At 71.2% G+C, this 24,858-nt stretch carries 22 protein-coding genes; 10 read left to right on the plus strand and 12 right to left on the minus strand.

The genetic code is table 11. From position 1 onward, the window contains the following. Positions 1-25 precede the first annotated feature (25 nt). Both ACFYY8_RS34040 and ACFYY8_RS34045 read left to right on the plus strand, forming a co-directional pair. The gene (locus tag ACFYY8_RS34040) at positions 26-1,399 is read left to right on the plus strand and encodes a serine hydrolase domain-containing protein (RefSeq protein WP_390048179.1); all 1,374 of its coding nucleotides are present in this window, start codon (positions 26-28) and stop codon (positions 1,397-1,399) included. Positions 1,400-1,537: 138 nt separating this feature from the next. Further along, positions 1,538-1,957: a hypothetical protein gene (locus ACFYY8_RS34045; RefSeq protein WP_390048181.1), complete on the plus strand. Its 420-nt coding sequence runs from the start codon at positions 1,538-1,540 to the stop codon at positions 1,955-1,957. Positions 1,958-2,084: 127 nt separating this feature from the next. Here ACFYY8_RS34045 and ACFYY8_RS34050 read toward each other — a convergent pair whose 3' ends face one another. Beyond that, on the minus strand, positions 2,085-3,029 hold the full coding sequence (locus ACFYY8_RS34050) for an asparaginase (RefSeq protein WP_390048183.1): 945 nt from the start codon (positions 3,027-3,029) through the stop codon (positions 2,085-2,087). An 81-nt stretch (positions 3,030-3,110) separates the two neighbouring features. On the opposite strand from ACFYY8_RS34050, the gene dtd reads away from it, so the two are divergent. Together dtd and ACFYY8_RS34060 are read left to right on the plus strand one after the other, a co-directional pair. Next, positions 3,111-3,536: a D-aminoacyl-tRNA deacylase gene (gene dtd / locus ACFYY8_RS34055; protein ID WP_390048185.1), complete on the plus strand. Its 426-nt coding sequence runs from the start codon at positions 3,111-3,113 to the stop codon at positions 3,534-3,536. Positions 3,537-3,654: 118 nt separating this feature from the next. After that, positions 3,655-4,500 carry a hypothetical protein gene (locus tag ACFYY8_RS34060; protein WP_390048187.1) on the plus strand — a complete coding sequence of 282 codons (846 nt, stop codon included), beginning with the start codon at positions 3,655-3,657 and terminating at the stop codon, positions 4,498-4,500. 54 nt (positions 4,501-4,554) lie between these two features. On the opposite strand, the gene ACFYY8_RS34065 is transcribed toward ACFYY8_RS34060, so the two are convergent. The 5 genes from ACFYY8_RS34065 to ACFYY8_RS34085 all read right to left on the minus strand — a co-directional run bounded on the left by ACFYY8_RS34065 (position 4,555) and on the right by ACFYY8_RS34085 (position 9,838). Then, positions 4,555-5,541, minus strand: coding sequence for a YgfZ/GcvT domain-containing protein (locus ACFYY8_RS34065; protein WP_390048189.1), 987 nt, complete (start codon positions 5,539-5,541; stop codon positions 4,555-4,557). A 20-nt stretch (positions 5,542-5,561) separates the two neighbouring features. Next, on the minus strand, positions 5,562-5,975 hold the full coding sequence (locus ACFYY8_RS34070; protein ID WP_352014639.1) for a Fur family transcriptional regulator: 414 nt from the start codon (positions 5,973-5,975) through the stop codon (positions 5,562-5,564). 352 nt (positions 5,976-6,327) lie between these two features. Beyond that, positions 6,328-7,560, minus strand: coding sequence for an acyltransferase family protein (locus tag ACFYY8_RS34075; protein ID WP_390048192.1), 1,233 nt, complete (start codon positions 7,558-7,560; stop codon positions 6,328-6,330). 658 nt (positions 7,561-8,218) lie between these two features. Next, positions 8,219-8,524 (minus strand): DUF2470 domain-containing protein, encoded by a 306-nt coding sequence (locus tag ACFYY8_RS34080; protein WP_352014635.1) that lies wholly within the window; start codon positions 8,522-8,524, stop codon positions 8,219-8,221. Between the two features lie 159 nt (positions 8,525-8,683). Beyond that, a complete protein-coding gene (locus tag ACFYY8_RS34085) occupies positions 8,684-9,838 on the minus strand; it encodes a sensor histidine kinase (protein WP_390048194.1) in 1,155 nt (384 codons plus the stop codon). 168 nt (positions 9,839-10,006) lie between these two features. Here ACFYY8_RS34085 and ACFYY8_RS34090 point away from each other — a divergent pair, with 168 nt between their 5' ends. Beyond that, positions 10,007-10,237: a hypothetical protein gene (locus ACFYY8_RS34090; protein WP_390048196.1), complete on the plus strand. Its 231-nt coding sequence runs from the start codon at positions 10,007-10,009 to the stop codon at positions 10,235-10,237. A 50-nt stretch (positions 10,238-10,287) separates the two neighbouring features. Continuing rightward, positions 10,288-11,226 (plus strand): hypothetical protein, encoded by a 939-nt coding sequence (locus ACFYY8_RS34095; protein ID WP_390048198.1) that lies wholly within the window; start codon positions 10,288-10,290, stop codon positions 11,224-11,226. A 248-nt stretch (positions 11,227-11,474) separates the two neighbouring features. On the opposite strand, the gene ACFYY8_RS34100 is transcribed toward ACFYY8_RS34095, so the two are convergent. Then, positions 11,475-11,960 carry an FABP family protein gene (locus tag ACFYY8_RS34100; protein WP_352014631.1) on the minus strand — a complete coding sequence of 162 codons (486 nt, stop codon included), beginning with the start codon at positions 11,958-11,960 and terminating at the stop codon, positions 11,475-11,477. Positions 11,961-12,027: 67 nt separating this feature from the next. On the opposite strand from ACFYY8_RS34100, the gene ACFYY8_RS34105 reads away from it, so the two are divergent. Next, complete coding sequence (locus ACFYY8_RS34105) at positions 12,028-12,390, plus strand: DsrE family protein (RefSeq protein ID WP_390048200.1); 363 nt, start codon at positions 12,028-12,030, stop codon at positions 12,388-12,390. Between the two features lie 55 nt (positions 12,391-12,445). Here ACFYY8_RS34105 and ACFYY8_RS34110 read toward each other — a convergent pair whose 3' ends face one another. From ACFYY8_RS34110 to ACFYY8_RS34125, 4 genes are all read right to left on the minus strand, one after another. Continuing rightward, on the minus strand, positions 12,446-13,162 hold the full coding sequence (locus tag ACFYY8_RS34110) for a type 1 glutamine amidotransferase (protein ID WP_390048202.1): 717 nt from the start codon (positions 13,160-13,162) through the stop codon (positions 12,446-12,448). Next, positions 13,152-14,465, minus strand: a complete 1,314-nt coding sequence (locus ACFYY8_RS34115; protein WP_390048204.1) for a MurT ligase domain-containing protein — start codon at positions 14,463-14,465, stop codon at positions 13,152-13,154. Before ACFYY8_RS34115 ends, ACFYY8_RS34110 begins: the two co-directional genes overlap by 11 nt. 232 nt (positions 14,466-14,697) lie before the next feature. Next, a complete protein-coding gene (locus ACFYY8_RS34120) occupies positions 14,698-17,667 on the minus strand; it encodes an ATP-binding protein (protein WP_390048206.1) in 2,970 nt (989 codons plus the stop codon). Positions 17,668-17,839: 172 nt separating this feature from the next. Continuing rightward, positions 17,840-19,786 (minus strand): hypothetical protein, encoded by a 1,947-nt coding sequence (locus ACFYY8_RS34125; protein ID WP_390048208.1) that lies wholly within the window; start codon positions 19,784-19,786, stop codon positions 17,840-17,842. Positions 19,787-19,951: 165 nt separating this feature from the next. On the opposite strand from ACFYY8_RS34125, the gene ACFYY8_RS34130 reads away from it, so the two are divergent. The 3 genes from ACFYY8_RS34130 to ACFYY8_RS34140 all read left to right on the plus strand — a co-directional run bounded on the left by ACFYY8_RS34130 (position 19,952) and on the right by ACFYY8_RS34140 (position 23,144). After that, positions 19,952-20,593: a hypothetical protein gene (locus tag ACFYY8_RS34130; RefSeq protein ID WP_390048210.1), complete on the plus strand. Its 642-nt coding sequence runs from the start codon at positions 19,952-19,954 to the stop codon at positions 20,591-20,593. Next, a complete protein-coding gene (locus ACFYY8_RS34135) occupies positions 20,593-21,255 on the plus strand; it encodes a hypothetical protein (RefSeq protein WP_390048212.1) in 663 nt (220 codons plus the stop codon). Before ACFYY8_RS34130 ends, ACFYY8_RS34135 begins: the two co-directional genes overlap by 1 nt. 752 nt (positions 21,256-22,007) lie before the next feature. Then, positions 22,008-23,144 (plus strand): hypothetical protein, encoded by a 1,137-nt coding sequence (locus tag ACFYY8_RS34140; RefSeq protein ID WP_390048214.1) that lies wholly within the window; start codon positions 22,008-22,010, stop codon positions 23,142-23,144. Here ACFYY8_RS34140 and ACFYY8_RS34145 read toward each other — a convergent pair. Then, positions 23,134-24,420 carry a hypothetical protein gene (locus tag ACFYY8_RS34145; RefSeq protein ID WP_390048216.1) on the minus strand — a complete coding sequence of 429 codons (1,287 nt, stop codon included), beginning with the start codon at positions 24,418-24,420 and terminating at the stop codon, positions 23,134-23,136. The genes ACFYY8_RS34140 and ACFYY8_RS34145 overlap by 11 nt on opposite strands. Positions 24,421-24,858 lie beyond the last annotated feature (438 nt).

Here is a 24,858-nt window from a genome sequence, read left to right on the forward strand (position 1 = left end):
GGCACGGCGGAAGGGATGTTCGATCATGCTTGAGGGACTCTCCCAGCACTGCGCGCAGGCGCTCGCCACCCATGGCTGCGCCTCGGTCTCCGTCGCGGTCGCCCATCGCGACCGCGTGGTCTTCGCCGAGGCGTACGGCCTGGCGGATGTGGCGCGAGGGGTGGCGGCCACCCCGGAGACCGTCTACTCGATCGCCTCGGTGACCAAACCGATCACGGCGACCGCGGTCTGCCTCGCCGCCGACCGGGGGTTGCTGAACCTCGACGACCCGGTCGAGAAGTACCTCTCCGGCTTCCACCTGCCCAGATACCGCGACTACAGCGAACCGACCCTGCGCCAGGTCCTCCAGCACCGGGCCGGGTTCGGCGGGCACTACGACTTCGCCTACGCCGGACTGCCCGCGATCCGGCACGGCGTCGAGCACTATTCGACGCTGTACCGCGAGCCCGGGTCCCGGTTCGAGTACTCCAATCTCGGATACGGCGTCCTCGACGCGGTCCTGGAGAAGGCGACCGGCCGTACCGCCGCCGACTTCACCGCCGAGCAGGTCTTCGCCCCGCTCGGACTGACCGACTGCCAGATCGGCCCCTCCTACGAGGGCGAACGACCTCGGGCGCTGCGTTACTCGGCCGACGGCAGGCCGTACCCCGACTACGACACCACCCACCGCGGCGCCTCGCTCGGCTGGGCGAGCGCCTCCGACCTGGCGATGTTCGGGCTGTTGCAGGCGGGCGGCCCCGGGGTGCTGAAGCCGGAGACGGCCGCGGCCACCCGCACCGCGCTGCCGATCACCGCGGAGCAGGGCTACGGCCTTGGCTGGTTCGTCTCGCGCGGCGGGCCGCACCAGGTGGTCGCGCACAGCGGCGGCATGGGCGGTGTCTCGGCGATGCTCGCGGTCGTGCCCGAGCTCGAACTCTCGATCTCCGTGCTCGCCAACCAGACCGGGGGCGAGGTCCGCACCTCGGTCGTCAACCGCGTCATGGCGGAGCTGGTGCCGGACCACCCGTCCTCGTCCCTGCCGCCGAGCTTCCTCCCCGAACGGGCGGTCGCGGTCCCGCAGGGGCTCTGGGAGGGGCACGTGCGCGCCGAGGAGGGGTCCGTGCCGCTGCTGCTGCGGGTGCTGCCCGACTCCGGCGCCGAGGTCGGGCTCGACGGCGGGCCGATGGTTCCGGCGGACGTGGTCTCGGCCTCCGACGACTGGGACCTGCGGGTCAGCGCGCCGCTGCAGCTGCCGACCGAGGACGCGCGGGTGAACAGCCCCCGGCTGGTCCTCGAACTCAACGCGCGCCACGGCCATCTCGTCGGCGCGGCACGGGCGATGAAGAACGGCGAGGGTGACGGCTGGCTCGGCAACTGCCTCAGCCACTGGTGCGAGGCCACCGAGGCCACCGGGGCCTGAGCCCGACCCGGTTCCCCGACCCGGGCCCCGGCCCCGGCCTGGGTCAAGGACCGTCAAGAAAGAACCGCCTCCCGGGTGAAGCGGATAAACAACGGGAAGGAGCATGATTCCCGGACCATTCAACCCTTGTGAGCACTTATGAGGATCTTGGCTCGCCCGCACCAGCTCCCCGTACGGCTCGCCACCGGCGCGTACATCCTGAACGCCGGACTGTCCATGGCCGCCGGGGACGAGGGCAACGCCGCCGCCGTCCACGGGATGGCCGCCAACGCCTACCCGTTCCTGAAGAAGATGAGCCCCAGGACGTTCGTTTGGCTGCTGTCGAAGACCGAGATCGCCGTGGGCGCGGCCCTGCTGGTCCCGGTGGTGCCCTCACTGGTCGCGGGCGCGGCGCTGACCGCCTTCGCCGGTGGGCTGGTCGGCCTCTACCTGCGCACCCCGAGCCTGCGCCAGGAGGGCAGCCTGCGCCCGTCCCAGGAGGGCATCGGCGTCGCCAAGGACGTCTGGCTGCTGGGCGTCGGGACGAGCCTGGTCGCCGAGGAGCTCTGCCGTCCCTGACCGTACGGCTTCGCCGGCCCTCAGCCGCGTCCTCCAGCTCCCGTCAGGCCCCGTCCCCCACTCCCGCGCGCCCCGCTCCGCGTGCGCGGCCCTCGGTCCTCGCCGGCCTCAGCGGCCCGCGCCGGTCTCAGCGGCGCAGCCGTACCTCGCCGACCGGACGGCCACCGCCGAGCAGCACGCCGACGGCCAGGTCCTCAAGCACGTCGGCCTCGAAACCCAGCGCCCGAAGAGCCTCGACGGTGGCGGGCATCCTGGCCCGGTAGCCACCGTCCTCGATCTTGACAGCCCCGGCCCTGCCGTCCGCGAAGGCGAAGGCGTCGAACGCCTCGGCACCCGACTTGAGCATCAGCCCGGGCAGCGCCCGCATCAGCCGGGCCTCTGGCTTGGTCGTGCCCGAGGTCCACTCGGGGTGCGCGCGGAAGGCGTCGGCGATCCGGCGCTCGGGCGTGCCCTCCTCGGCCAGCACGAGGGAGCGGAAGGCCCTGGTCACGCCGACCATCGACACGAAGAACAGCGGCGCGCCGCAGCCGTCGACCCCGGTGGCCGCGACCCGCTCCCCGGTGAGTTCCTCGACCGTGTCACGCAACGCCTTCTGCAGCGGGTGCGCCGGGCTCAGGTAGGTCTCCAGCGGCCAGTCGTTGGCCGCGCAGGTGGCGAGCATCGCCGAGTGCTTGCCCGAGCAGTTCATGTAGAGCGGCGAGGGAGCACCTCCTGAACGCAGCACCCGCTCACGGGAGGCGGCGTCCTCCGGCAGGTCCGCCGGGCAGCGCAACGCGCTCTCGTCGAGTCCCGCCCCGGCCAGGACGCGGCGAGCCCCCTCGACGTGGAAGGGCTCCCCCGTGTGGCTGGCGCACGCCAGGGCGAGCAGTTCGCCGTCGAGCCCGAGCCCGGCGCGCACCATGCCGAGCCCCTGCAGCGGCTTCAGTGAGGAACGCGGGGAAACCAGGACGTCGACGGCCCCGTGCACCCGCACCGGCGAACCGGCCGCGTCGACGGCCAGCATGCGGGCCCGGTGGGTGGACTCCACGAACCCGGAACGGACGACCTCGACGACCAGCGACTCAGCAGACACCTCAGCTCCTTTCGGGTGGATTCTACGGAGGACGGAATCACCGGTTTCCGGCGCGGTCGGAACAACCGGGATGATGGACGCATGCGTGCGGTGGTGCAGCGGGTGAGTTCCGCGTCGGTGACGGTCGACGGCGAGACGGTCGGCGCGATCGACGAGCCCGGACTGCTGGTGCTGGTCGGGGTGACCCACGACGACACCCGGCAGCAGGCGGCCAAGCTCGCCGCCAAGCTCTGGGGCCTGCGCGTCCTGTCGGGCGAGAAGTCCTGCTCCGACGTCGGCGCCCCGCTGCTCGTGATCAGCCAGTTCACCCTGTACGGCGACGCCCGCAAGGGCCGCCGCCCGACCTGGCACGCGGCGGCCCCGGGACCGGTGGCGGAACCCCTGGTCGAGGCCGTCTGCGCCGAGCTCCGCGCGCTGGGCGCGCACGTCGAGACGGGCGTCTTCGGCGCCGACATGAAGGTCTCCCTGACCAACGACGGCCCCATCACCCTGATCCTGGATGTCTGATTCCCGGACCGATACCACGATCACCGATCGCGATGATCCGCTAGGGTAACCGCTTGTCCGCGATGAATCCGTTCATCCGTGATGAAACACCCGAAAAGTCGCACCCTTGGGGAGGGTCATGCGCATCTTCGCGTCCATCGCCGTCGCGTCCGTCGCCACCGCCGCCCTGGTCACCACCGCCGGATCGGCGGCCAACGCCCAGGTCAGCGCCCAGACCGGCGCCCAGGCCGCGCCCGCGTTCAGCGCCTACCACGGCGTCACCGGCCAGCAGCAGACCGAACGCTTCAACACGCTGCGTGGCCAGGGCTACCGGCCGATCACCTTCACGGTCGACGACGCGTCCGCACCGCGTTACGGCGCCGTCTGGGTCAAGCGGTCCGGCCCTGCCTGGGCGATGATCCAGGGCATGTCGGCGAGCGGCTACCAGAAGAGGTTCGACAGCTACCTCTCCCAGGGGTACCGTCCGACCTCGGTGAGCGCCACCGGCTCGGGGAACGACGCCGTCTTCGCCGCGATCTTCGAGAAGGTCCCGGGCAAGTTCTTCGCCAAGCACAACCTCACCACCGGCCAGTTCACGGCCGCCAACGCCGACGCCGCCAAGCGGGGCTACGTGCTCACCGCGGCCAACGCCTACGGCACCGCCGACGACCCGCGCTACGCCGCCGTCTGGACGCAGGGCTCGCAGTCCTGGTCCGTCACCGTCGGCAAGTCCTTCGACGAGCACCACGCGGAGTTCCTCGCCAGGACCAAGAACGGCGAACGGCCCTCGCTGGTCACCGTCGGCCCCGACGAGTCCTACACGAGTGTCTGGGTCAAGGACTCCGGCTCCGCCTGGTACGAGTACACCGGCATGACCCCCGGCGGTTACCAGAAGCGCTTCGACGAGCTGAAGGGCAAGGGCTTCCTGCCCACGCTGCTCGACACCGAGGGCGGCGCCTACACCGCCATCTGGACCAAGGGCTGATTCCCGCGGGACCCGCGCGCCGTACCCCGTCGAGGGCACGGCGCGCGGGGCCGCTCAGCGGACGCGGCGGCGCAGCGCCGGGTCGATCTGAACGTTACGGCCCGCGTCGGGCGGCACGATGACCTCCTGGGAGGCCGCGACCCCGCCCGCCTCAAGGGGAACGTCGACCGGGACGGTCCGCTTGACCACGGCCAGCGCGATCGGGCCCAGCTCGTGGTGACGGGCCGAGCTGCCCACGAAGCCGACCTCCTCACCCCCGTTGAGGACAGGGGTGCCGTGCCCCGGCAGGATGTCGGCGCTGCCGTCGAGGTGCAGGAAGACCAGACGGCGGGGCGGGTGCCCGAGGTTGTGGACCCGGGCGACGGTCTCCTGGCCCTTGTAGCAGCCCTTGCTCAGGTGCAGGGCCGTACCGATCCAGCCGACCTCGTGCGGGATGGTCTTGTGGTCGGTCTCGAAGGCGAGCCGGGGGCTGTGCCCCTCGATGCGCAGCGCCTCGTAGGCCCACAGCCCGGCCAGGCGCATGCCGCCGAGGCGCTCGGCCAGCAGGTCACGCGGCAGGAGCAGGTCGTCGCCGACGACGACCGCCCCCTCCGGCGGGGTGACACGACTCGCGTCGGCGACGGAGACCACGGCGTATTCGGCCGTGACGTCGGCCACCTCGACCCTGAGCATGAAGCGCATCTTGTCGAGGAAGGCGACGAGGTCGGTCCCGGTGCCCGGCTCGACGTGCCCCCACACGGCCTCGCCGTCGTCGACGAGCGTGAGGTGGTGCTCGACCCTGCCCTGGGCGTCCAGGAACAGCGTCTGGGTCGGTTGACCGGGTTTGAGGTCGTCGAGTTTCTGCGAGCTCAGGCTGTTGAGCCAGCTCAGCCTGTCGGGACCGGAGATCCGGAGGACCTCACGGTTGCTTCGGTCGACCAGCGCCTCTCCGGCGAGGAAGGCGCGCTGCTCGGCGAACGGGTCGCCGTAGTGTCCGGCAACGCCGGCGTCGGGGGCCTCGGCCGCGACCGCGCCCGGGGTGTCCAGCAGAGGGCTTCGCATGGCTCCAAGCCTACGAGGCCTCAGCGACACTTCCTGCAGCGGCCGAAGACCGTGAGATGGTGCACGTTGACGGCGAAGCCGAACTCCTCGTCCAGCTTGGTCACGAAGTCGTCGACCAGCTCGGGACGGATCTCGTTGAGCTCCCCGCAGTCGTGGCAGACCAGGTGGACGTGGTCGGCGTCCTCGGCCAGGTGGTAGGTCGGCGCGCCGTGCCCGAGGTGGTTGTGGGTGACCATGCCGAGCTCTTCGAGGAGTTCGAGCGTGCGGTAGACGGTTGAGATGTTGACCCCGCGGGCGGTCTCCCGCACCTTGCCGCAGATCTCCTCCGGGGTGGCGTGCTCAAGGGCCTTGACCGCCTCAAGCACCAGCTGGCGCTGCGGGGTGATCCGGTAACCGTGCGCCCGCAGTTGCTCATGCCATGACGTCTCGGCCATGCAGAGAGTCTACGAGCAGACCAGCCCTACTGGGATCGCTACAAACACCAACAAATCACTCACTACGCACGGTTTTCCCGCAGGTTACGCCGCCCCGGTGGACGGGGAACCGACGGACGCGCCGCTGTGGATCCTGGCGGGTGCCCCGGGAGCGGGCAAGACGACACTGTTTCCGCGCCTCGTCCGGCGGGCCACCCGGTCCCCTCCCCCGAGGACCTGGTCCCCGACACCATACGGCTCGACCGCCTGACGGCCGGGAACCGGCCCCGGGACCGGATCGACGAGAGCGATGGCGGGCGCGGCCCAGGCCGGCGCGCTCGTCCCGACGGCCCTCGACGGCGGCGAGGAACCCTCAGCCCTGACGGACCGCGTCCTCCGCCGGACGCGGGGAGACGGCCGCCGAGGAGCCCTTCACCAGGCGCCTGCCCAGCCGCTGCGCGGGCGCCTCGACGAAACGCCAGGTCAGCGCACTGATCCCGAGCAGCACCCCGACCAGGCCGACCAGCGCGACCAGCCGAGCCCCGAGCGGTACGGCCAGCGGGTCCGGCCAGACCATCTGGACCACCTTCAACAGCAGCGGATGGAGCAGATAGACCGAGTAGCTGACCAGCCCGAGCCAGGGCAGCACCCGGGGCATCTCGCGATCGCGCAGCGCCATCCCCACGGCGAAGGTCAGCCAGGCCGCGACCAGCGCCAGCCACAGGCCGGGCGTGTCCCTCGTCAGCCAGATCCCGGCCGCCGGAACCAGGAGCACCCACCCGGCCCGCGCCCAGGTGATCTCGCCCTGTTCCGCCCGGTACAGCACGGTGCCGGAGAACATCGTGGCCAGGATCAGCAGCCCCTGCCAGGTGCCGGGATATTCCTGGTTGACCGCCAGCAGCACCAGCACGGTGCCCCCGGCCGCGACGGCGCCCGCCCGCCGCACCACGAGGGGCCCCCTGAGCGTCATGGCCGTTCCGACCACCACCAGCGCGACCACCGTCAGCGTGACCGTCAGCATCCGCGTCCCGTCGCCGTACGAGAGCAGCTTGGTCGGCAGCACGCCCGCCCCCAGCACGGCCGCCGCGGCGAACCCGAGCGCGGCCGTACGGCTCGCCCGGTTCACCCCGAGGGTGAACATCGAGCCCAGCAGCAGGTAGAAAGCCATCTCGTAGGAGAGCGTCCACAGCACGTTGACCGTGTTCGGCATGTACAGCAGGTCCTGCAGCATCGTCAGATGGCCCAGCGTCAACGACAGGGGCCGGGTTCCCCACCAGGAGTGCATGCCGTCCCACCCCGCGGCGATCAGCAGCAGCACGCCCACCGCGCAGACGCCCAGCATCGGGTAGAGCCGGAAGACCCGGGAGATCCAGAAGGCCCGCAGATCGCCCCGCCGCTCCAGCGAAGCCGGCACGATGTACCCACTGACCAGGAAGAACACCATGACCCCGTACCACCCGGGTTCGAAGGCCGCCTTGAACGGAGAGCGGATCTCGGGCAGCAGCGGCGACAGCGCGTGTTCGAAGACCACCGCCAGAGCCGCGAATCCTCGTATGGCGTCAAGCCATGCCAGTCGGCCTCGCCGCCCTGCTTGATCGGTAATCACCTGGTTCATGCTAACGACCGGCCGACGGGCACCCGGGTTCGACGGACGACCGCCACCGCCCCGGAAGGGGGCCGGTTTCCCGGCACGGGAACGGTCTCCCACCCGGTGTGGAGATCGTCCGCGGCGCGCTTCCTCCGAGGCCCTTCCTCCGAGGTCAGGGCGTGTTCGACCGGAGGGCGAAGGGGCGGGGACAACCCGGGCGAAAATAATCGTTTGCCCTGGCTGCGGAGATTTCATAACGTACAAGCACGCTGAAAGGAGGTGGTCCGAACAATGGTTGATCATAGGGCTAGCGAGGTGGCTGTCCGCTAGGACGCCCCAGCTTCCGGACTCCGTCCGGACGTCTGGTGACGTTCGGCGAATTCACGGCAATCACCGGAACCCCGGGTCCGCCAGGGTGGTGGGAGTGCTCTCCCGCCTTTGGTCCCCTTGGCCCTCCCACCCACGGGAGGAACAGACCCGGGGTTCTTCCCTTTCCGGCCCCGCCTCCAAAGCCCGGTGTCCCCTCCCAGGACCTGGCCTCTCCACCTCCGGAGCCCGGGGCCCGGTGTCTCCCAAAGCCTCCGAACCTCTCCCCGGTCTCCCAAGGCCCCTGGCCTCTCCCGAAGAGCGGCTCCGGCTCCCGGGCCCTCCCGGCATTCGCCCCGGTGCCCGTGTCTCAGTGCTCGCCGCGGGCCGGGACTCCGAGTGCGGCGCACGCCTCCCGGTACAGCCTGACGACCTCCGTGCGGACCTGGGCGCGCTCGGTCAGCGTCGTGCTCCACGGCACCCTGACCGTGACCTCCCGCCCCTCGACCGTCGCGAGGAACTCGATCGCCTCGGCGTCCACCCCCGACGTGACCGCGCTGGTCGCCTCGGGCCGGCCGCCCAGGGCCCGGCAGATCAGCAGCGAGTCGTCGGCGTGGTCGTCGTTCATGTGGCGCTTGATCGCCTCGACCACATCAGGGGTGAAAGGAGTGCTCATGCCCGTGATGGTATTCCCTCACCCTCCCCCAGGACCGCACCGCAGACCTGCCCTCCCAGGACCGCACCGCGGACCCCGGCGCGACGCCCACCCCGGCTCGCCCTCCTCGGGACCGCACCACAGCCGCCCCGGTCCCCCCATCCGGACGTCGGCACCGCTTCACTCCGGCCAGGGAAGCCAGGCCCCCAGCCGCCAGCCTCCCGACGTCGTGGGACCGTACTCCAGGCGCCCCTCGACCAGCGCGACCCGCTCCGCCAGACCGATCAGCCCCCGCCCCGGCCGGACCCCGGTGACCCCGACAGGCCCGGCGGACCCGGCGTCGTTGACGATCTCGACGACCAGTTCCGCCCCCAGCGCCCCCGCGATCAGCACCCGCACCGGCGCCCCCCGCGCGTGCCTGCGCGCGTTGGTCAGCGCCTCCTGCACGATCCGATAGGTGGTACGGCCGAGCCGGTCGGGCACGGTCCCGGTGTACTCCTCGACCATGGTCACCCGCATCCCGGCCCGGTCGGACTCGGCGACCAGCTGCCTGAGGTCGGCGTAGGTCGGCTGAGGCAGTTCCCCGACCGGAGCGCGCAGTACCCCGATGACCTCACGCAGGTCCTGCAACGCCTGGTGGGCGCTCTCCCTGATCACCCTGGCCGCGTGGGCGATCTCCTCGCTCGGGGCGTCGGGGTGGTATTCGAGCGCCCCGGCGTGCACGCTCAGCAGTGAGAGACGGTGCCCGAGAACGTCGTGGATCTCCCTGGCGATCGCCGTACGGGCCTCCTGACCGGCCTGTTCCGCCCGCAGGCGCGCCTCGGTCTCCATCCGGGCCGCCCGTTCGCGCATCGCGGCGGCGAGCTTGCGCCGGTGGTGGACGTACAGGCCCCAGCCGACCACGGCCCCCTGGATCGCGCCTCCCATGACCCACAGCGCCAGCCGGGGCACGTCCGGCTCGGGGCGCAGCAGCACGTACACGACGCCCGCGACCAGACCCGCCACAGAGACGATCATCGTGGTCCTCGGCGGGCGGTGCACCGCGACCGTGAACAGCGCGATCAGCATCGCCCCCGTGATCAGCTCGGAGAACGTCGAGAGCACGATCAGCACGACGGCCAGTTCCGTCGGCCGGCCACGGCGCAGCCACAGCGCGGCGCAGCCGACCACGGCGGTCACCTGGTCGAGGTCGAACAGCCACTTGGGCGGTCTCGGGGAGGTGTCGAGGCGCAGCCCGGCCAGGATCAGCCCGGAGAACACCGCCACCAGGAACAGGCAGGCGTCGACCAGCCAGTCGTGCGGTCCACGCCTCGGCGCGGTCGTCGATTCGTCCATCCCCAACGAGCCTAGGGTCGCCCGTCCCCGTCCCGGCCCGCCGCGATACCAAAGTCGCCGGGGCGAACACCTTCGTCGCGCGCCGGGCCCGACCGGGGAGACGTCCGTCGGCGTGGAGCATCCCGATGACCGATCCGCGAGGCGGCCCGGGATTCCTAGCGTTCAGACATGCGCGAACTCATCAGAATCCTGGGGCTGTTCTTCCTCCTGGAAGGGGTCAGCGGAGCCATCGACCGGGTGGCCGTCCAGCCCTTCATGAACTTCTTCCTCAACTTCTTCGACCGGGTGATCGTCGGACGTCTGGACTTCCTGACCGGCTACGAACTGTTCGCGAACCTCGCCCTGGCCGCCCTGGGCGGCCTGATGCTCGCCGCCACGCGAAGCGGGGTCCAGACGTGACACGGGGTTCCCGCTTGACGCGGGAAGGCGCACCTCGGACACGAGAGGGCGTGGCACGGCGCCTGGCACCCGCCGTCGGACTGTTCCTCCTGGCACCGCTGGTCGCCGAATACCTGCTCGGCAACGTCCCCGTGGCCGACATCGGCGGCCTGCTCGTGCTCGCCCCGATGTACGGCGGCGGCGCCCTCCTGATCAGGGAGGCCGCCCGCCGTACCGGACGTGGCTGGCCCACGATGATCCTCCTGGCGGCGGCGTACGGCGTGCTTGAGGCGTGCCTGATCGACCAGTCGCTGTTCAACCCGTCGTTCGAGGGACACGACTTCCAGAGCGTCACGCCGATCCCGTGGCTGGGCGTCAGCGCCCACTACGCGCTGAGCTTCGTCGGCGGTCACGTGATCTGGAGCATCGGTGTGCCGATCGCGCTCGCCGAGGCCCTGACGCCCCGCCGCGGCACCGTCCCCTGGCTCGGCCTGCCCGGCCTGGCCGTCACCGGTGTCCTGTTCGTCCTCGGCTCGCTCGTCGTCTTCCAGAGCATGTTCGCCGAGGGCGGGTTCGTCGCCCCCGCTCCACGGCGGATCGGCGCCGCCGTCGTGGTCGTCCTCCTGGCCGGTACGGCCTTCGCCCTCGGCCGCCGTCCGCGTCCTCCGGTTCTCGGGGCCGCTCCCCGCCCGTGGCTGGTCGGTCTCGCGGCCTTCGCCGCCTCCGGCCTGTTCTTCGTCGGGACGGAGGACTGGCCGGGGGTCGCCCTGGCGGCCGGCCTGCTGACCGTCTCCGCCGTCACGGTCTCCCGCTGGTCACGCCGTACGGGGTGGGGTCCCGCCCACCGGCTCCACCTGGCCGGTGGCGCGCTGCTGACCTACGTCTGGGGCGGCTTCGTCCTGCTGTCCCTGGAAGGCGACGCGACCCCCCTGAACCTGACCGGCCAATCCCTCCTGGCCCTAAGCGCCCTAGTCCTCCTCCTATTCACCGGAACCCGGCTTCAGGAGTGAGGAGTTCCGGCTTGGGCGCATCTTGCGCTTTACCGGTGCCGTGCGTGAGCGGTGTCCGGCTTGGGCGCGTCGGTGCTTGGACTGAGGAACGCAGGAGCGCAACGACGAAGAGACGAGGGAAAGCACCGACCCAGGGCGCCCAAGCCCGCGACGCCGAAGGCGGAGCAAAGAGGCACAGCCCCGCGACGCCGCCAGGCGGAGCAAAGAGGCACAGCCCGCAACGCCGAAGGCGCCGCAAAGCGCCACAACTACACCTTCTTCAGCTCCGCCGACAGGTGGGACTGGAGGGGCTCGCCCATGGCGGCCATGTCGTAGGCCCACATCAGGTTGCCGTTGACCAGGCCGTAGAGGCGGTGGCCCGCGGTGTACTCCTTGGCGGTCGCGGTGCGGGCGACCACGTCGGTCTGCAGTTCGATCTTGTGGAAGACGACCTCGCCGACGTAGATCTCCACGATGCCGGTCGGGTGCGACAGGCACACCTCAAGTCTGCGCTCGGGCAGGGCACGCCAGAAGCCGGTCTCCGTGCCCAGCGGCCGTACCTTGTTGCCTTCCTTGTCCAGCAGCCACGTCCGGCTCTCATAGGTCAGGAACGGCTTGCCGTTGTGACCGAAGACGATCTCCTGGCCGAAGTTGAAGCTCTCGATCGTCGGATATCCACCAACCCCGGCACCTTCCCACCGGCCCAGGAGAAAGGCGATCGGCTCAAGGGCGGAGTGCAGTTCGGGAACGTCCATGTATCCGAGCCTAGAGCCGCCCCGGTACGGCTCGCGCCCGCGACACCGGCCTCATAGGCTTCGGGGTATGGCACGATCACTGGTGATCAAGGTGACCGCCGGCGCGGACGCGCCCGAGCGATGCAACCAGGCGTTCACAGTCGCGGCGGCGGCACTGGCGAGCGGGGTCCCGGTCTCGCTCTGGCTGACGGGGGAGGCCTCGTGGTTCGCCCTCCCCGGACGCGCCAAGGAGTTCGCCCTTCCGCACGCCGCCCAGCTCGGCGACCTGGTCGACGTGGTCCTGGCGAGCGGCCGGATGACGCTGTGCACGCAGTGCGCGGCCAGGCGGGACATCACGGTCGACGACGTGATCGAGGGCGTGCGCATCGCGGGCGCCTCGACCTTCGTCGAGGAGGTGCTCGGCGAGGGGGTTCAGGCCCTCGTCTACTGACGGTCCTCACGCGTACGGCCCCGCCGCGAGGACGGGGCCGTACGTCGTGTGCCGTTCAGCCGGGCAGTACGGCCGCCAGCCGCTCCCTGCGGAGCTGGTCGAACCAGGTGTCGTCGAGCGGTGGGAGCTGGAATCCGACGGCCCAGGTCAGCAGCAGGTCGGCCAGGCCGGGGTTGCGGGCCAGCGCGGGGCCGTGCAGGTAGGTTCCCACGATCTTGCCGACGTGGCAGCCCTCGGTTCCGTCGCCGTTTCCCGTGCCGACGATCGTGCGGGCCAGTGGCCGTACGCCGGGGCCGAGGCGGGTGACGCCCATGTGGTTCTCGAAGCCGGTCAGCGTCGGGATGCCGAGCACGGAGTCGGCCTCGCCGGCCAGTTCGCCGACGGCGCGGGCGGCGCCGCGCCCGCTGGAGATGTCGATCAGGCCGAGGCCGTCGACCGGCTGCCCCTCCTCGCCGCCGAACGTGGTGCCCATGATCTGGTAGCCGGCGCAGACGGCCAGCAGGCAGGCGCCACGGGCGATGGCGCGGTGCAGCCCGCCGTCCCTGCGCAGCCGTTCTGCGGCCAGGATCTGCGGGCGGTCCTCGCCGCCGCCGATGAGGTAGATGTCGCCGCCCTCGGGCACCGGGTCGGCCGAGCGCACGTGGTAGGTCTCGACCGGGATGCCACGGCGCTGGGCGCGCTGTTCGAGGACCAGCACGTTGCCCTGGTCACCGTAGGTGCTCAGCAGGTCCGGGTAGATCCAGACGATTCGCAGGATGCTGTCAGACGGCACGACCGAACTCCGATCGGATCTGCTGGAAGGCGGTGTAGTTGGCGATCACGTCTACCTTGCCGGGCGGCTGGAGGGCCAGCGCCTCCTCGAAGGAGTTCGTCAGCTGGAACGGCACTCCCGCGACGTCCAGCCTGAGGGCCAGGTCGAGTCTGCGTTCCCCGGTGACGTAGACAGGGCCGCCGCGCAGCACGCGGTAGTCCACGTCCCACAGCCAGGAGGTGTCGCGGCCGTCGGGGCCCTGGGCGTTCACCGAGAGGATCACCGGCAGGGAGCGGTCCAGGACGTCGAACGCCTCAAGCCAGCCCGCCGGGTTCTTGGCCAGCAGCAGCCGGGCGTGCCTGCCGTCGCGCTGGACGACCGTGTAGCGGCCCGCGACGGAGGTGACCTCGCGCAGCCGGGGCAGTGCCCGCTGGATCGGAAGGCCGAAGACCTCCGCGGTGGCCAGGGCGATCACGGCGTTGGCCCGGTTCGCCCGGCCGGGAAGCTGGACGTCCAGCACCCAGCGCTGCCCACGCGGGTCGATCACCGCGTCGTCGTCGAGGAACCAGCTCGGCTGGGGACGCCGGAAGGCGCACTCCCGGCAGGCCCAGTCGTTCTCGGCTGCGCGGGAGACGATCCCGCCGTGGGCGGCGGCCGGGACGGGGCCGGGGGCCGCGCTGCCCGGCGGGACGTAGTCCATACCCTTGCGGTCGAGCGGGCCGCCGCACTCGGGGCAGCACCAGGAGTCTTCCTTCCACGGCTGCCCCGCGGAGACCCAGGTCACGCTGGGGACGGTCGAGGCGCCCCAGGTCACCAGGGGATCGTCGGCGTTGGCGATCACGTGGACCGGCCTGTTCGCCAGTGCCCGCCGCCACTTCTGGGCGAGCAGCCAGATCTCACCCGCCCGGTCCATCTGGTCGCGGCTGAGGTTCATCAGGACGACCACCCCGGCGCCGGTGGTGTCGATCACCTCGGGGAGGTACTTCTCGTCGACCTCCAGAACGCCGTAGGGGGCGTGCTTGGCCGAGGACAGCGCCGAGACGTGCCCGGCGGGCATGTTGGCGCCGAAGGCGTTGGTCGCGACCTCGCCGAGCTCCTGCAGCGCCGAGGTGATCAGCCGGGTGGTCGTCGTCTTGCCGTTGGTCGCGCTGACCAGCGCGAGCTTGCGGTCCTGCGCGAGCTTGCGCAGCAGGTCGGGTTCCAGCGCCAGGCCGATCCGGCCGCCGATCACTGATCCGTCGCCTCTGCCCGTCGCCCTGGACAGGGTCGCGGCCGTCCGGCCGAGAGCGCTCGCGAGCTGCGCCCGCAGCGGAAGCTGAGTCATGCCGTCTCCTCGCGTAGCGACCCGTCGCAGGACGATCCGGCAGCCGGAAAGCCCGGGATAGCCGAATCGTTCATGCCGCCGATCCTAGCCGTGGTTGGGCGGCGGCACCGTCGTATGCCTATTCGGAGCAGGTGGTCGCCACCTGTCCGATATTACGGATTGACCTGGGGAAACCACCCTGGAGGCACCCCTGGAAACCTCCCAGGGAACGCGTTCCCCGCCACGGGCCACCTCACTCACTGAAGGCCAGCTCCGCGCTCTCCGTTGAGGCCGCGTCGAAGGGCAGCACGAAGCGCCGTGGCCACGACAGCACGCTCTCCAGCCATCCCGCCCCCATGGTCTGCGCCACGTGGCGCAGCCGTTCGGCGGGGTCGATACCGATCGTCACGGTGAGGATGTCCCGTTCGACTCCTTCGTGCTCGTCGTCGCCGAGGATGACCCGCCAGGCCAGTGCCCTGTTGCGTTCGACCTCCATGGACAGCGGGTGGTGGCGCAGTGCCTTGGCCCGGTGGCCGAGCAGTTCGGTGCCGTTGTGCTGACGACTGAACAGGGCGTACTCCATGACCGGGGCTGCGCCGCGCGGGTTGGGGGCGGGCTGGCCGTACGGGAAGAGTTTGTCCACCTCGTGCAACCAGCGGACCTGCGGGATGACCCACGCGGGTCCGGGGCGTTCGCCGGGCTCCCTGTCGGGGCCGAGCAGCCGGGTGGCCGCCGCCGCGACCTGTTCGGTCAGTTTCGCCGGGTCGCCGATGGTCCGCAGCGACCAGGCCCTGCGCCCGACGCTGCGTTCGACGGCCGTGGCCAGCATGCACTCGCGTCTCCTGGGCGGCGGTTCGTCCCACATGTCGGCCAGGGCCCTGGGCACCCCGGGCGCGGGACGGTTGGCGCAGAAGGCCAGCACCAGCGTGTCGGTCCAGATCCGCAGCCAGGCCCATTCCGGCGCGTCGGCGAGCAGGTCGGCCTCCCGCAGTTCGACGAGGGTGCAGGCGCGTCCCGTCCTGCACTCCCGGCCACAGGCGGCCGAGCGGCGCCCGCAGATCGGGGGCGTGACGCCGGGCAGCTGCCGTTCGCGGTCCTCCCCGAGCGGCACCTGCACGCGCAACGGCCGGTCCATCCCGTCGGCGAAGATCGCGGCGACGCCCGGCTGGAGGGAGACGACCTGCCTGGACTGTTCCTCGCTGAGGTTCATCGCGGCCCCGACGAGCTGGCGGTCGTCCTCGGCGGGCAGGCGGTGCACCACCTTCAGCGCGGTGTTCTTCACCACGTCGGAGACGAGTTTGGTGGGGATCTGCTCGGCGACCACGATGCCCTCGCCGTAGGCGCGGATCTCGGCGAGCATGCCCGCGAGCAGTTCGACGGCGTGGGTGCTGGCCCGTCCCGCGCCCCGGTCGCGCAGCAGCCGGTGCGCTTCCTCGATCACGATGACGTGCCGCAGTCCGCCGCCGCGCTCCTTCCTGGCCCGCATCCGCAGGTGCTCGACGATCCGGATGATCAGCGTGCCCATCAGGAACGCCTTGTCCTCGTCGTTGGCCACGTCCTCGATGGCCAGCACCACGTTGCGCCGCAGCAGGTCGCCGATGTCGGCCGGATGACCGCCCTCGAAGAAACGCCCTGCCGAGCCGACCCGCAGCGACCGCAGCCGCAGGGAGATGAAGCCCTCGACGTCGGCCTGGACCTCCCTGCCGTAGCCGATCTCCTGGATCACGTCCATGGCGTGCTGCTGCAGCTGCTCAAGGGTCGGTACGGCGGGCCGCACGGCCGCGCCCGGGGCCGCCCACCCGGTGACCACGTCCCAGCCGTTGGTCTCGTAGACCCGCTGCAGCGCCAGCGACATGATCTGCGGGAACGGCTCCTCGGCGTCGAAGGCGGCCATGAACAGCGCCCGGACCATGTCGATGTGCGCCTGCACGGGATAGCCGGGTTCGGGGGCGAGCGGGTTGACGCTGAAGGGCACGCTGTCGGGCGCCGAGGGGTTGATCACGGTGACCGGGGCGAGGTGTTCGACCCGGCCGCCCATCGCGGCGTACTCGGACTTGGCGGGTTCGATGGCCAGCCAGGGGATTCCCTCCCCGGTGAGCTGTTCGAGCAGGTGCCTGACGGTCTGCGACTTGCCGGAACCGGTGGCGCCGGTGACGAAGGCGTGCCGGTTCAGGGTGGTCAGCGGCACCCGGAACGAGCCGACCGCCCTGTCCTGGCCGTCCAGGATCGCCCCGAGGTCGACGGTCGGCGCGCCGGGGGCGATGTCCGCCTCGCTGGTCACGTCGAAGAAGCCCGCGTCGAGCACCCTGACCCCCGGCACCTCCCTGCGCGGCAGCCCCGCCAGGGCGGCCAGCGCGCCCGCGGTGGCCGCGAACGGCGCCGCGGTGCCGTCGGCCGGGTCCTGCAGGGTGACCGAGAGCGCCTCTGCGAAGCCGTGCACGGGGCCGTCCAGGGCGCTGCGCAGCCGGTAGGGGTGGTGGCTCATCTCGGCGGACCCGACCAGCACCGGGGCGATCTGGCGCAGTTCCTCGGGTCCGGAGGCCCCGGCGAGCACCCGCACGCTCCACAGCCCGGCCTCGCGGAAGGCGTCCAGCTCCTGCATGCGCCGTTCGGCGCGTTCGGCGTCGTAGCGGGAGCGTTCCGAGGCGTCGCCGTACTGCCTGAGCACGTTGAGCTGGGTGCGCAGGTGGGCCACCTCGGTGTCCAGCTGGTCGGTCCGCTCGGCGACGACCAGCCAGGCGAAGGGCCGGGACATGAGTGTGACCAGGGTCGACTCGAAGAGCGTGGGCCGTTTGACCTCGTCGGCGTCCGGTTCGCGGCGTCCGCCGAGCGGCGGGGCCTGGCGGCCGGGACAGACGGTCCAGGCCAGGTCCGACAGGTCGCTCAGCCACTCGTCGCCGATGCGCACTCCTCGCGCGCCGCTGGGGAACAGCAGCGGCTCCGGCCCCGCCGGGGCCTGGTCGGGCTCGGCGGCGGCCCTGCGGGGCGATCTGGGCGGGTTGAGCGGCCCCGCGTTGGTGATGAGTTCGAGCGGGGCGCCCGCTCCCCGGGAGAGCCACCCGACCACGAAGGGCCGGTTGCGCTGCGCCGCCGACAGTACGGCGGGCAGCACGGTGACGAAGTCCCACTCCGCCGACGAACTACGGGAGGGGGCCGTGATGGCCTGGATCCGGTACCAGGGACCGGCCAGCTGGCTGGGGGAACGGGACACACTCGGTTGCATTTGTTCTCCACCCGGGGGACCCGGCCTCAGGCCGGAGGGGTCGACGCTTCACGGATCGCTCCGCCGTACGGCACGGCGAACCCGGGGCCGGGGGCACCCCGGCAACCAAGGTCGGCCCTCCCCGGGTGATCACACATCCGCATTGACCAGGTCGTTACCGCGAGGGGACGGTTCATTGCCGCCTACGCCAGTCGAGCCTCGCCGGAGGTGGCCCGAGGTTGGGCGGGGCGCTCTCGAAGGGGGTCGGCTCGTGGCGCCGTGTCTCCTCGGCGCGTTCCAGCACCGCCTCCTTGATCTCGTCGAACTCCCCGAGGGTGGTCTTGGGGAAGGTGAGGATGGCCGGGTTGGCGTCGGCGAGACGGACCCTGCGGCCATGGGCGGTGGCGTCGGTGACGATGACCGACGTGGTGGGAAGCTGCTGGAGCTGGTGGGGTTCGACGAGGAACTCCCGCGAACGGTGCAGGACCCGTTCGGTCTCCCCCATGGCCTTGCTCGCCTGACGACCCCACTCCGTCGAGGAGGTTATGTCCTCCTTGAGATCGGTGCCTCTGACGTCGCGGTCGTCCTCGCCCGTGTCGGCGTGACCGACGGTCGAGACGTAACCGCCGTCGAGCCCGGCACCCGCGGCGCTGATCGTCTCGGTGAGCTGGGCGATTTCGAGGCGGTGCTCGGTGCCGACGTGCTCGCTGGCGATCCTGGCGTCCTCGGCGTTGCCCAGGCGCATGAACGCCACGGCGGCGTGGCCCCGCCCGAGGCGCTCCCGCACGGTCGGGGTGAGCGCGCGGTAGGTGAGCACCAGGCCGGTCCGCGAGGTCTCACAGGCGTCCATCAGCCGGTCGAGCACGTCACCGCGGAGCTTGTCCGCCCCGGCGACGATGATCGTGTGGTACCACGGCCGTTCCGAGGCGGGTGACTGGCGCAGGATGTGGGTGAGCGCGGTGGCGACGTAGGTGCCCAGGACCCGGTTGCCGAGCACCCCGGCCTGCCGGTCCATGGAGACCACCCGCAACCGCGCGGGCGGCAGCCGTACGGCCTCCGAGCCGAGCGTCTCCAGCTTGCGCAGCTGCGACTCGAGTGCCCAGGCGCGCTCGATCACCACCCGGTCGCTGACGCCGCGGCCGAACAGCGTGCCGATGCGTTCGAGCTGGGTCGCGGTGATCAGGCCGGTCAGGAGGTCCTCGCGCGGGTCGCCGACCTGGGCCAGGGCGCGCAGGGCCGCGGTGACCTGGTTGATCGTGGCGTTCTCGCCGAGGACCTCAAGGACGCGCTCCAGGATCGCGTTGTCGAACGACAGGTCCCTCGGGTGCTCCTCACTGACGCTCACCACGTGGGCGAGCACGTCGGCGAAGGCCTCGGGCGGCAGCGTCGCGCCCAGGTCGAGCCGGGGCAGATCACCGGGCAGCACCCAGACCAGCGGGTCGTCGCCGCCCCTGCGCGCCAGCTCTATCAGGTCCTTGGCGATCGCGCCCTCGGACAGGTCGAGCACGGTCAGGTGGCCGCCGCTGTACAGGCGGGTCGCCCCGAGCAGTGTGATCAGCGCCGACCAGCCGGGCAGCGTACCGCCCGCGACGTCGATGCGGTCGATCTCGTCGGGCACGGTCACGGCGTACCAGGTGAGCTGGCGATCGTGGCGTTCCTTGCGCTCGGCCCACTCCCGGTAGCGCAGGGCGTGCTCCTCCTGGGCCTGGAACAGTTCCCTGTCACGTTCCTCGCGCTGCCGGTCGCCGACCGCCTGGCGCTCGCGGATCCGGTGCTTGACCGCCCGGTTCCCCTGGCGGATCGCGTAGCTGCAGAAGACCGCGATCCCGCCGGAGGCCACCAGGCCGGCCGCCGCGAAGGACCAGCGCAGCAGCTCGGTGACGCCCAGGACGAGGATCAGCACCGCGAGCGCGGTCATGAACACCCTGAAGACCTTCATCGGGCGGGTCAGCAGGGCCTCGTTGAGGCGCTCCCTGCGCATCCACTCGGCGTCGGCCCTGTCGTTGGTCACGGACCCGCCGTCCGCCGGGGAGGGTCGCCTGGGAGCCGGACCCGGATCAGGGTGCAGCAGGGCGTACTGCCAGCCCAGGTAGATCCGGTCCGCCTGGAGCTGCGCATGCTCGGGATGCACGTCCGCCACGGAACCTCCGCCATAGGGCTCTCGCCGCCTCGGAGACAGCGTAAGAGTTGGACCTCCGATTCGGGCAGCGTTCCCGTCAATCTGCTGCATTTTCCCCATGTTCATCGCCGCTTAAGGGATGAATGAGTCGGATGGGGTGAAGGTAAGCGATTACCATCCTTTGTCATGACGTCTCCCTCCGGTGGCGAAAGCACGCGACGGCGCCCGGTCGCGGTTCCGGTAGCCGCTCTGGTGGTGGCCACCGGTCTGGGAGTCACCGCGGCCTTCGGTGGACTCGCCGAGGCTCCCAAAGAGCCTCCCAAACAGCTCGGCCCCGGCGCGACCGTCGATCAGGGTGAGTTCACGACCACCTTCGTCGAATCACGCACCGCCTTCCAGCCCGACGAGTACGGCGGGGAGGGCAAGCGCTTCCTCGAAGTCGTGATGAAGGTGACCAACAAGGGCGAGAAGACCACCACGGTCGGCTCCCCCTGGTCCGGCACCCAGCGGGGCCTGCTGTTCGGCGCGGGCCTGCTCAAGGTGACCCCCGAGCTCAAGACCCCGTACGGCCCGCTGACCACCGTCGCCGCCGAGGGCGTCCCGAGCCAGCAGCTCCACCCGGGCGTCCCCTCGACCGTGGTGATCAAGTACCAGCTGACCGACGGGCAGCGCGCCCCCCAGCAGGTGAAACTGGACGTGGGCACCTTCGAGTTCAACGAGGGCTTCAGCCACGAGCTCGGCTGGGTGCTCGTCAGCGAGGACCCCAAAGGACCGCCGACCGTCGCCGCGCAGGTCACCCTCCCGGTCCAGCGTAAGGAAGGCGTCTGATGGGAACCGTCGCCCCCGAACGCGCGGGCGCGCCCACCCGTGGACGCCGCCGTGCCCCCTCCCAGCCGAACAGGTGGCGCAGGCCGGTCGGGCTGCTCGTCGGGGTCGCCTTCGCCGCGACGGCGGTGTGGGCGCAGACCTTCGCCTACACACGCGACGATCGGGGCGGCCCGCTCACCTGGACCGGCGGCGTCGGTGACGAGGTACGGGCCTCGCGTGCCTGGGTCCAGGCCAGGGCGGTGTACGCGGCCAAGACGATCGAGGCGCCGGGACTGGGCGGCAAGACGGCGATCGCGAAGACCACCGGGATCTTCCTCGTGGTCGACCTGGCGGCCCAGGCGACCAGGGAGCCTCAGAAGATCGCCTCGCTGGAGATCCTCACGGCGGACGGCAAGCGTTACGCCTCGACGGACCGGGTTCCCGAGACCCAGACCATCAAGCAGTTCTTCATCCAGCCCGGCTGGTGGGCCACCGGACCCGCCGTCTTCGAGCTGCCCGTCTCCGAACTGGCCGGAGCCCGTATCGTGGTCAGCTCCGTGCGCGGGTTCATCGTCGAACCGTCCCTGCCCGAGGTGGAGATCGACCTCGGCCTGGACGAGGCGGGCGCGGCCCGGTTGGTATCCGAAGCCAAGGACGTCTACTCGTTGGGGAACAAGAAGTGACGGGCACGCCGCATCCCGGAGACGACACCACGCCCGGTTGGTCCTCTCCGGCGGAGTCCGGCCGGCCCGCTCCGGAGGAGGAGCCCCACGCCCTCCCCCCGTACGGCCTGCCCACCCCGCCCCCGGCCTCCCCACAGGACGCCCCCGGGCATGACTTCTTCCGCCCCAGCACCTCCCACCAGAGCCTCCCCAGGCCTGATGCCTCCCCCCAGGGCACCCCGGGACCGGGCGTATCCCACCAGGGCCTCGACGCCCATCCCCAGGACCTCCCCAGGCCGGACACCTCTCGTCAGGACCTCCCCGGGCCAGGCGTCTCCGGGCAAGACCTTTCCGGGCCGGAGACCGCCCACCAAGGCCTCCCCAGGCCTGACTCCTCCCATCAGATCCCCCCAAGGCCGGATATATCCGGACAGGCCCCTTTCTTCCAGGACGCTTCCCGCCAGGACGCCCCTTGGCCGGACGCCCCCCGCCAGAACACCCCTTGGCAGGACGCTCCCCGGCAGGGCGCTTCCCAGCAGAGCCCTCCGGCTTCCCCGCCGGGCGCCCCGTGGCCTTCCCAGGGAGCCCGGGAAACCTGGCCCCAGCCACCCGCCGCCCCCGGCACGCCCTCCCCCACCGTGCCCTCCGCCCCGGCGCCTTCCTCCCCCACCGCGCCCGTCCCGCCGCGGGCCCAGCCCACCCCGGTCCATCCGGGCTCGGCTCACCCCGCCCCTCCCCAGGCCTTCCCGCCCCACCCAGGCCCGGCCCAGCCCATGTCGGCCTACCCCGGCCCGGCGCAGCCCGGCCCGCCTCACTCCGACCCTCAGCCTGGCTCGCACCCCGGGCTCCAGCCCGGCCCGGCGCCGTCCGGCCCCCAGGCAGGTCCGGCTCACCCCGGTCCTCACCCTGGCCCGCACTCCGGCCCTCAGGTCGGCCCGGCCCAGCCCGGCCCCCAGGCGGGTCCGGCTCAGCCCGGCCCTCAGGTCGGCCCGGTCCAGCCCGGCCCGCCTCACCCCGGTCAGGCGCCGGCCGCCCCGGCGCAGCCCGTACGGGCTCCCCAGGCACAGCCCCCGGCGGGCCCCTCCTGGTTCGCCTCCGACCGTGGCGCCTTCCCCGACCAGCAGGTCTGGCCCCCGACCGTCCGTGAGGAGCACGCCGGGATCTCGACGCAGCCCTTCCCCGCCGTCCCCGCCGCCCCACTGCCGCCCAGGCAGCCCGTACCCGCCATGCAGCCCCTGGGCATGACCCAGGAACCTCCCCCACCGCCTCCCCCCGTCGCCGCCCCGGTCGCCGGCGACGCCGAGCCTGACGGGACCGCCGGACCCGCTGACCCGGCACCGGCCAGGCCTGGCCGTACGGCGTTGCGGGCGGTCGGCGCGGTGCTGGCCCTGGCGGTCGCCATCGCCGTTCCCACCATGGACGGTTACACGACCTACCGTGAGGCACGTCCCCCGGACCAGATCCACACCTTCGCCGCCGGTCAGACCGCGTCGTTCAAGCATGTGTCCTGGCAGGTGAACGTGGAGGTCGTCGACAGCATCCCCAACACCCGCCCGACCCCGCCCGACCGTCAGTGGCTGAAGATCAGGATCACCCGGGTCGCCCTGGACCAGGAGGGGATCATCCGCCGGGTGCCCCCCGAGGTTGAGGTACGGGCCGCCGACGGGCGTGTCTGGAAGGTGGAGCCCCTCGACGACGACCTGCCCCTGGATGCCAAGGACTACAGGGTCGGCGCGCCGTACCACTACAACATGGTCGGCGTGGTGCCCAGGGCTCTCTCCTCCCAGGTGGAGGTCTACCTGCGCCCCAGCCCGGCGCGGATCATCGAGAACGAGTCCGTGGAGGACATGTTCAAACGGTCCGCGAAGGAGGAGGAGCTGAAGGACAACGTGCTGCGCTTCAGGCGCTGATCACCTCTCCGGCCTCGCGGCTACGCGTGGCGGCGATGTCGAACGTGGCCGCCAGCAGGCAGATGGTCAGCACCTTGACGAGGAGTTCCCTGATCACCCCGGCGGGGTTGCCGAAGAGCACCCAGATGAAGGGTTCCTCGTTGCCGATCAGCATCCGTATCCCCTGGTCGGCGTAGTCTGTGCCCACCCGGATCAGCACGTAGCACAGGCAGAACAGCCCGAACAGGGCCGCCCCTCCCCGTACGGCCAGCCGGAAGGCGTTGGCGGGCGGAACCCAGCGCTCCTGGAACCCGGTCGTGGCCCGGGTCATGGTCGAGCGGGTGAGCGTGTGGGTCTGCTCCATCCGGTCGGCCACGGTGTCCAGCCTGGTCCCCCGTACGACCGCGCGGGTGTCCTCGGCGAACGCGCCGTAGACGAGCGAGGCGACCGTCAGCCAGGTCAGGGGTTCGACCAGCGCGGAGACCACGTACGGCCAGGCCTCCCCGATGGCGCCGGTCACCTCCTTCCACCCGGGGATGTCGCTCCGGGCCTGCTCGGCCCAGCCGTTCAGGGTGGCCACCGCGACCCGGCCGGACAACCAGTCGGAACGCGCGGAGACGAGGGTGAACATCGCGTTGATGCTGTAGAAGGCGAAGGCCAGCTCGAAGAAGGCGGCCATGATGCCGCTCCCCCTGACCTTGTCGTTGGCGTGCCACCAGCCGAAGAGCGCCTTGAGCCCATAGGCCGCGACCGCGATGCCGAGCGAGATCCGGACGTCCAGGCCGACCAGGCCGGTGCCCGTGGTGATGGTCTCACCGGCGAAGCTCCGCGCCAGGTCCTCCCCGACGTTGTGGGTGATGTCGAGAGCGACGAAGTCCCTGGCGTCCTCGACGTGGAAGCTCCAGGCCATGTAGATGGTGGCGAAGACCAGCGTGGCCCGGTTGAGCGCGCCGAACAGGTTCTCCTCGGCCTCCTCCCCCGCCCGCCGTACCTGGATCTCCCTGAGCGCGCCACGCACGGAGTAGAGCATGCCGACGGTGATGACGAGCTCGTTCATCACGATCAACGTGAAGATCAGCATCGTGATGACGAGCCGGACCTGCCGGTAGTCGCCGTGCGACAGCTCGGTGCCCGCCCACAGCAGTCCCGCGCGGATCGCCCGTCCGGCGGAGAACCAGAGCACCAGGGAGATCCCGCAGGCGCCCAGGATTCTCAGGGTGTGCAGGGGCAGGGAGTACGCAGTGAGCGCGCTCGGCCCGCGGCCCGCGGCTCTCGATGGCGGTAGCGGCGGGGACATAGCAGGCGTTCCGGACACCCCAGGATCCTAGCGGCCCACACGGGCAGGAACGCGAGAACGCCCCCGGCGGAAGCCCTCCCGGAGAGTCCTGAATCAACGGCTCGAATTTCTCCTCGAATCCGACGGACATCCCGTGGGGCGGTCGATTCGTCGATCGTCCCACCGCCGCCGACAAGCGGATCGGCGGGCCCAGGACCGCCAGTAATTTTCTTTCCCGCATTCGTGGGCCATACATCGAAAAGGGTTCCGACGGGGATTCCCCCATCGGCGGGCTCAACGATCTGCCAGGGAGGACACCGTTCACCGGAGATCCACAGAAGAACGTCGAGCGCCTCGGGGTTCCGAGCGAACCCTTGATTCGTTCGACAGAAAACGTGCAAAACAATCATGCGATTCCGGCTCCGTACAGGCCTGCCGGAGGCCGTCGAATAAACCACG

The sequence above is a fragment of the Streptosporangium sp. NPDC001559 genome, assembly GCF_042893955.1.
In the GTDB taxonomy this organism is placed as follows: Bacteria; Actinomycetota; Actinomycetes; order Streptosporangiales; family Streptosporangiaceae; genus Streptosporangium.

Bases quoted from the DNA above. Each gene is read 5' to 3' on its own strand.
- ACFYY8_RS34145 (WP_390048216.1), bottom strand. From the start codon at position 24,420: ATGTCCCCGCCGCTACCGCCATCGAGAGCCGCGGGCCGCGGGCCGAGC.
- ACFYY8_RS34090 (WP_390048196.1), top strand. From the start codon at position 10,007: ATGCGCGAACTCATCAGAATCCTGGGGCTGTTCTTCCTCCTGGAAGGG.
- ACFYY8_RS34070 (WP_352014639.1), bottom strand. From the start codon at position 5,975: ATGGCCGAGACGTCATGGCATGAGCAACTGCGGGCGCACGGTTACCGG.
- ACFYY8_RS34060 (WP_390048187.1), top strand. From the start codon at position 3,655: ATGCGCATCTTCGCGTCCATCGCCGTCGCGTCCGTCGCCACCGCCGCC.
- ACFYY8_RS34045 (WP_390048181.1), top strand. From the start codon at position 1,538: ATGAGGATCTTGGCTCGCCCGCACCAGCTCCCCGTACGGCTCGCCACC.
- dtd (WP_390048185.1), top strand. From the start codon at position 3,111: ATGCGTGCGGTGGTGCAGCGGGTGAGTTCCGCGTCGGTGACGGTCGAC.
- ACFYY8_RS34105 (WP_390048200.1), top strand. From the start codon at position 12,028: ATGGCACGATCACTGGTGATCAAGGTGACCGCCGGCGCGGACGCGCCC.
- ACFYY8_RS34080 (WP_352014635.1), bottom strand. From the start codon at position 8,524: ATGAGCACTCCTTTCACCCCTGATGTGGTCGAGGCGATCAAGCGCCAC.
- ACFYY8_RS34100 (WP_352014631.1), bottom strand. From the start codon at position 11,960: ATGGACGTTCCCGAACTGCACTCCGCCCTTGAGCCGATCGCCTTTCTC.
- ACFYY8_RS34085 (WP_390048194.1), bottom strand. From the start codon at position 9,838: ATGGACGAATCGACGACCGCGCCGAGGCGTGGACCGCACGACTGGCTG.
- ACFYY8_RS34140 (WP_390048214.1), top strand. From the start codon at position 22,008: ATGTCGGCCTACCCCGGCCCGGCGCAGCCCGGCCCGCCTCACTCCGAC.
- ACFYY8_RS34120 (WP_390048206.1), bottom strand. From the start codon at position 17,667: ATGCAACCGAGTGTGTCCCGTTCCCCCAGCCAGCTGGCCGGTCCCTGG.
- ACFYY8_RS34130 (WP_390048210.1), top strand. From the start codon at position 19,952: ATGACGTCTCCCTCCGGTGGCGAAAGCACGCGACGGCGCCCGGTCGCG.
- ACFYY8_RS34065 (WP_390048189.1), bottom strand. From the start codon at position 5,541: ATGCGAAGCCCTCTGCTGGACACCCCGGGCGCGGTCGCGGCCGAGGCC.
- ACFYY8_RS34115 (WP_390048204.1), bottom strand. From the start codon at position 14,465: ATGACTCAGCTTCCGCTGCGGGCGCAGCTCGCGAGCGCTCTCGGCCGG.
- ACFYY8_RS34040 (WP_390048179.1), top strand. From the start codon at position 26: ATGCTTGAGGGACTCTCCCAGCACTGCGCGCAGGCGCTCGCCACCCAT.
- ACFYY8_RS34135 (WP_390048212.1), top strand. From the start codon at position 20,593: ATGGGAACCGTCGCCCCCGAACGCGCGGGCGCGCCCACCCGTGGACGC.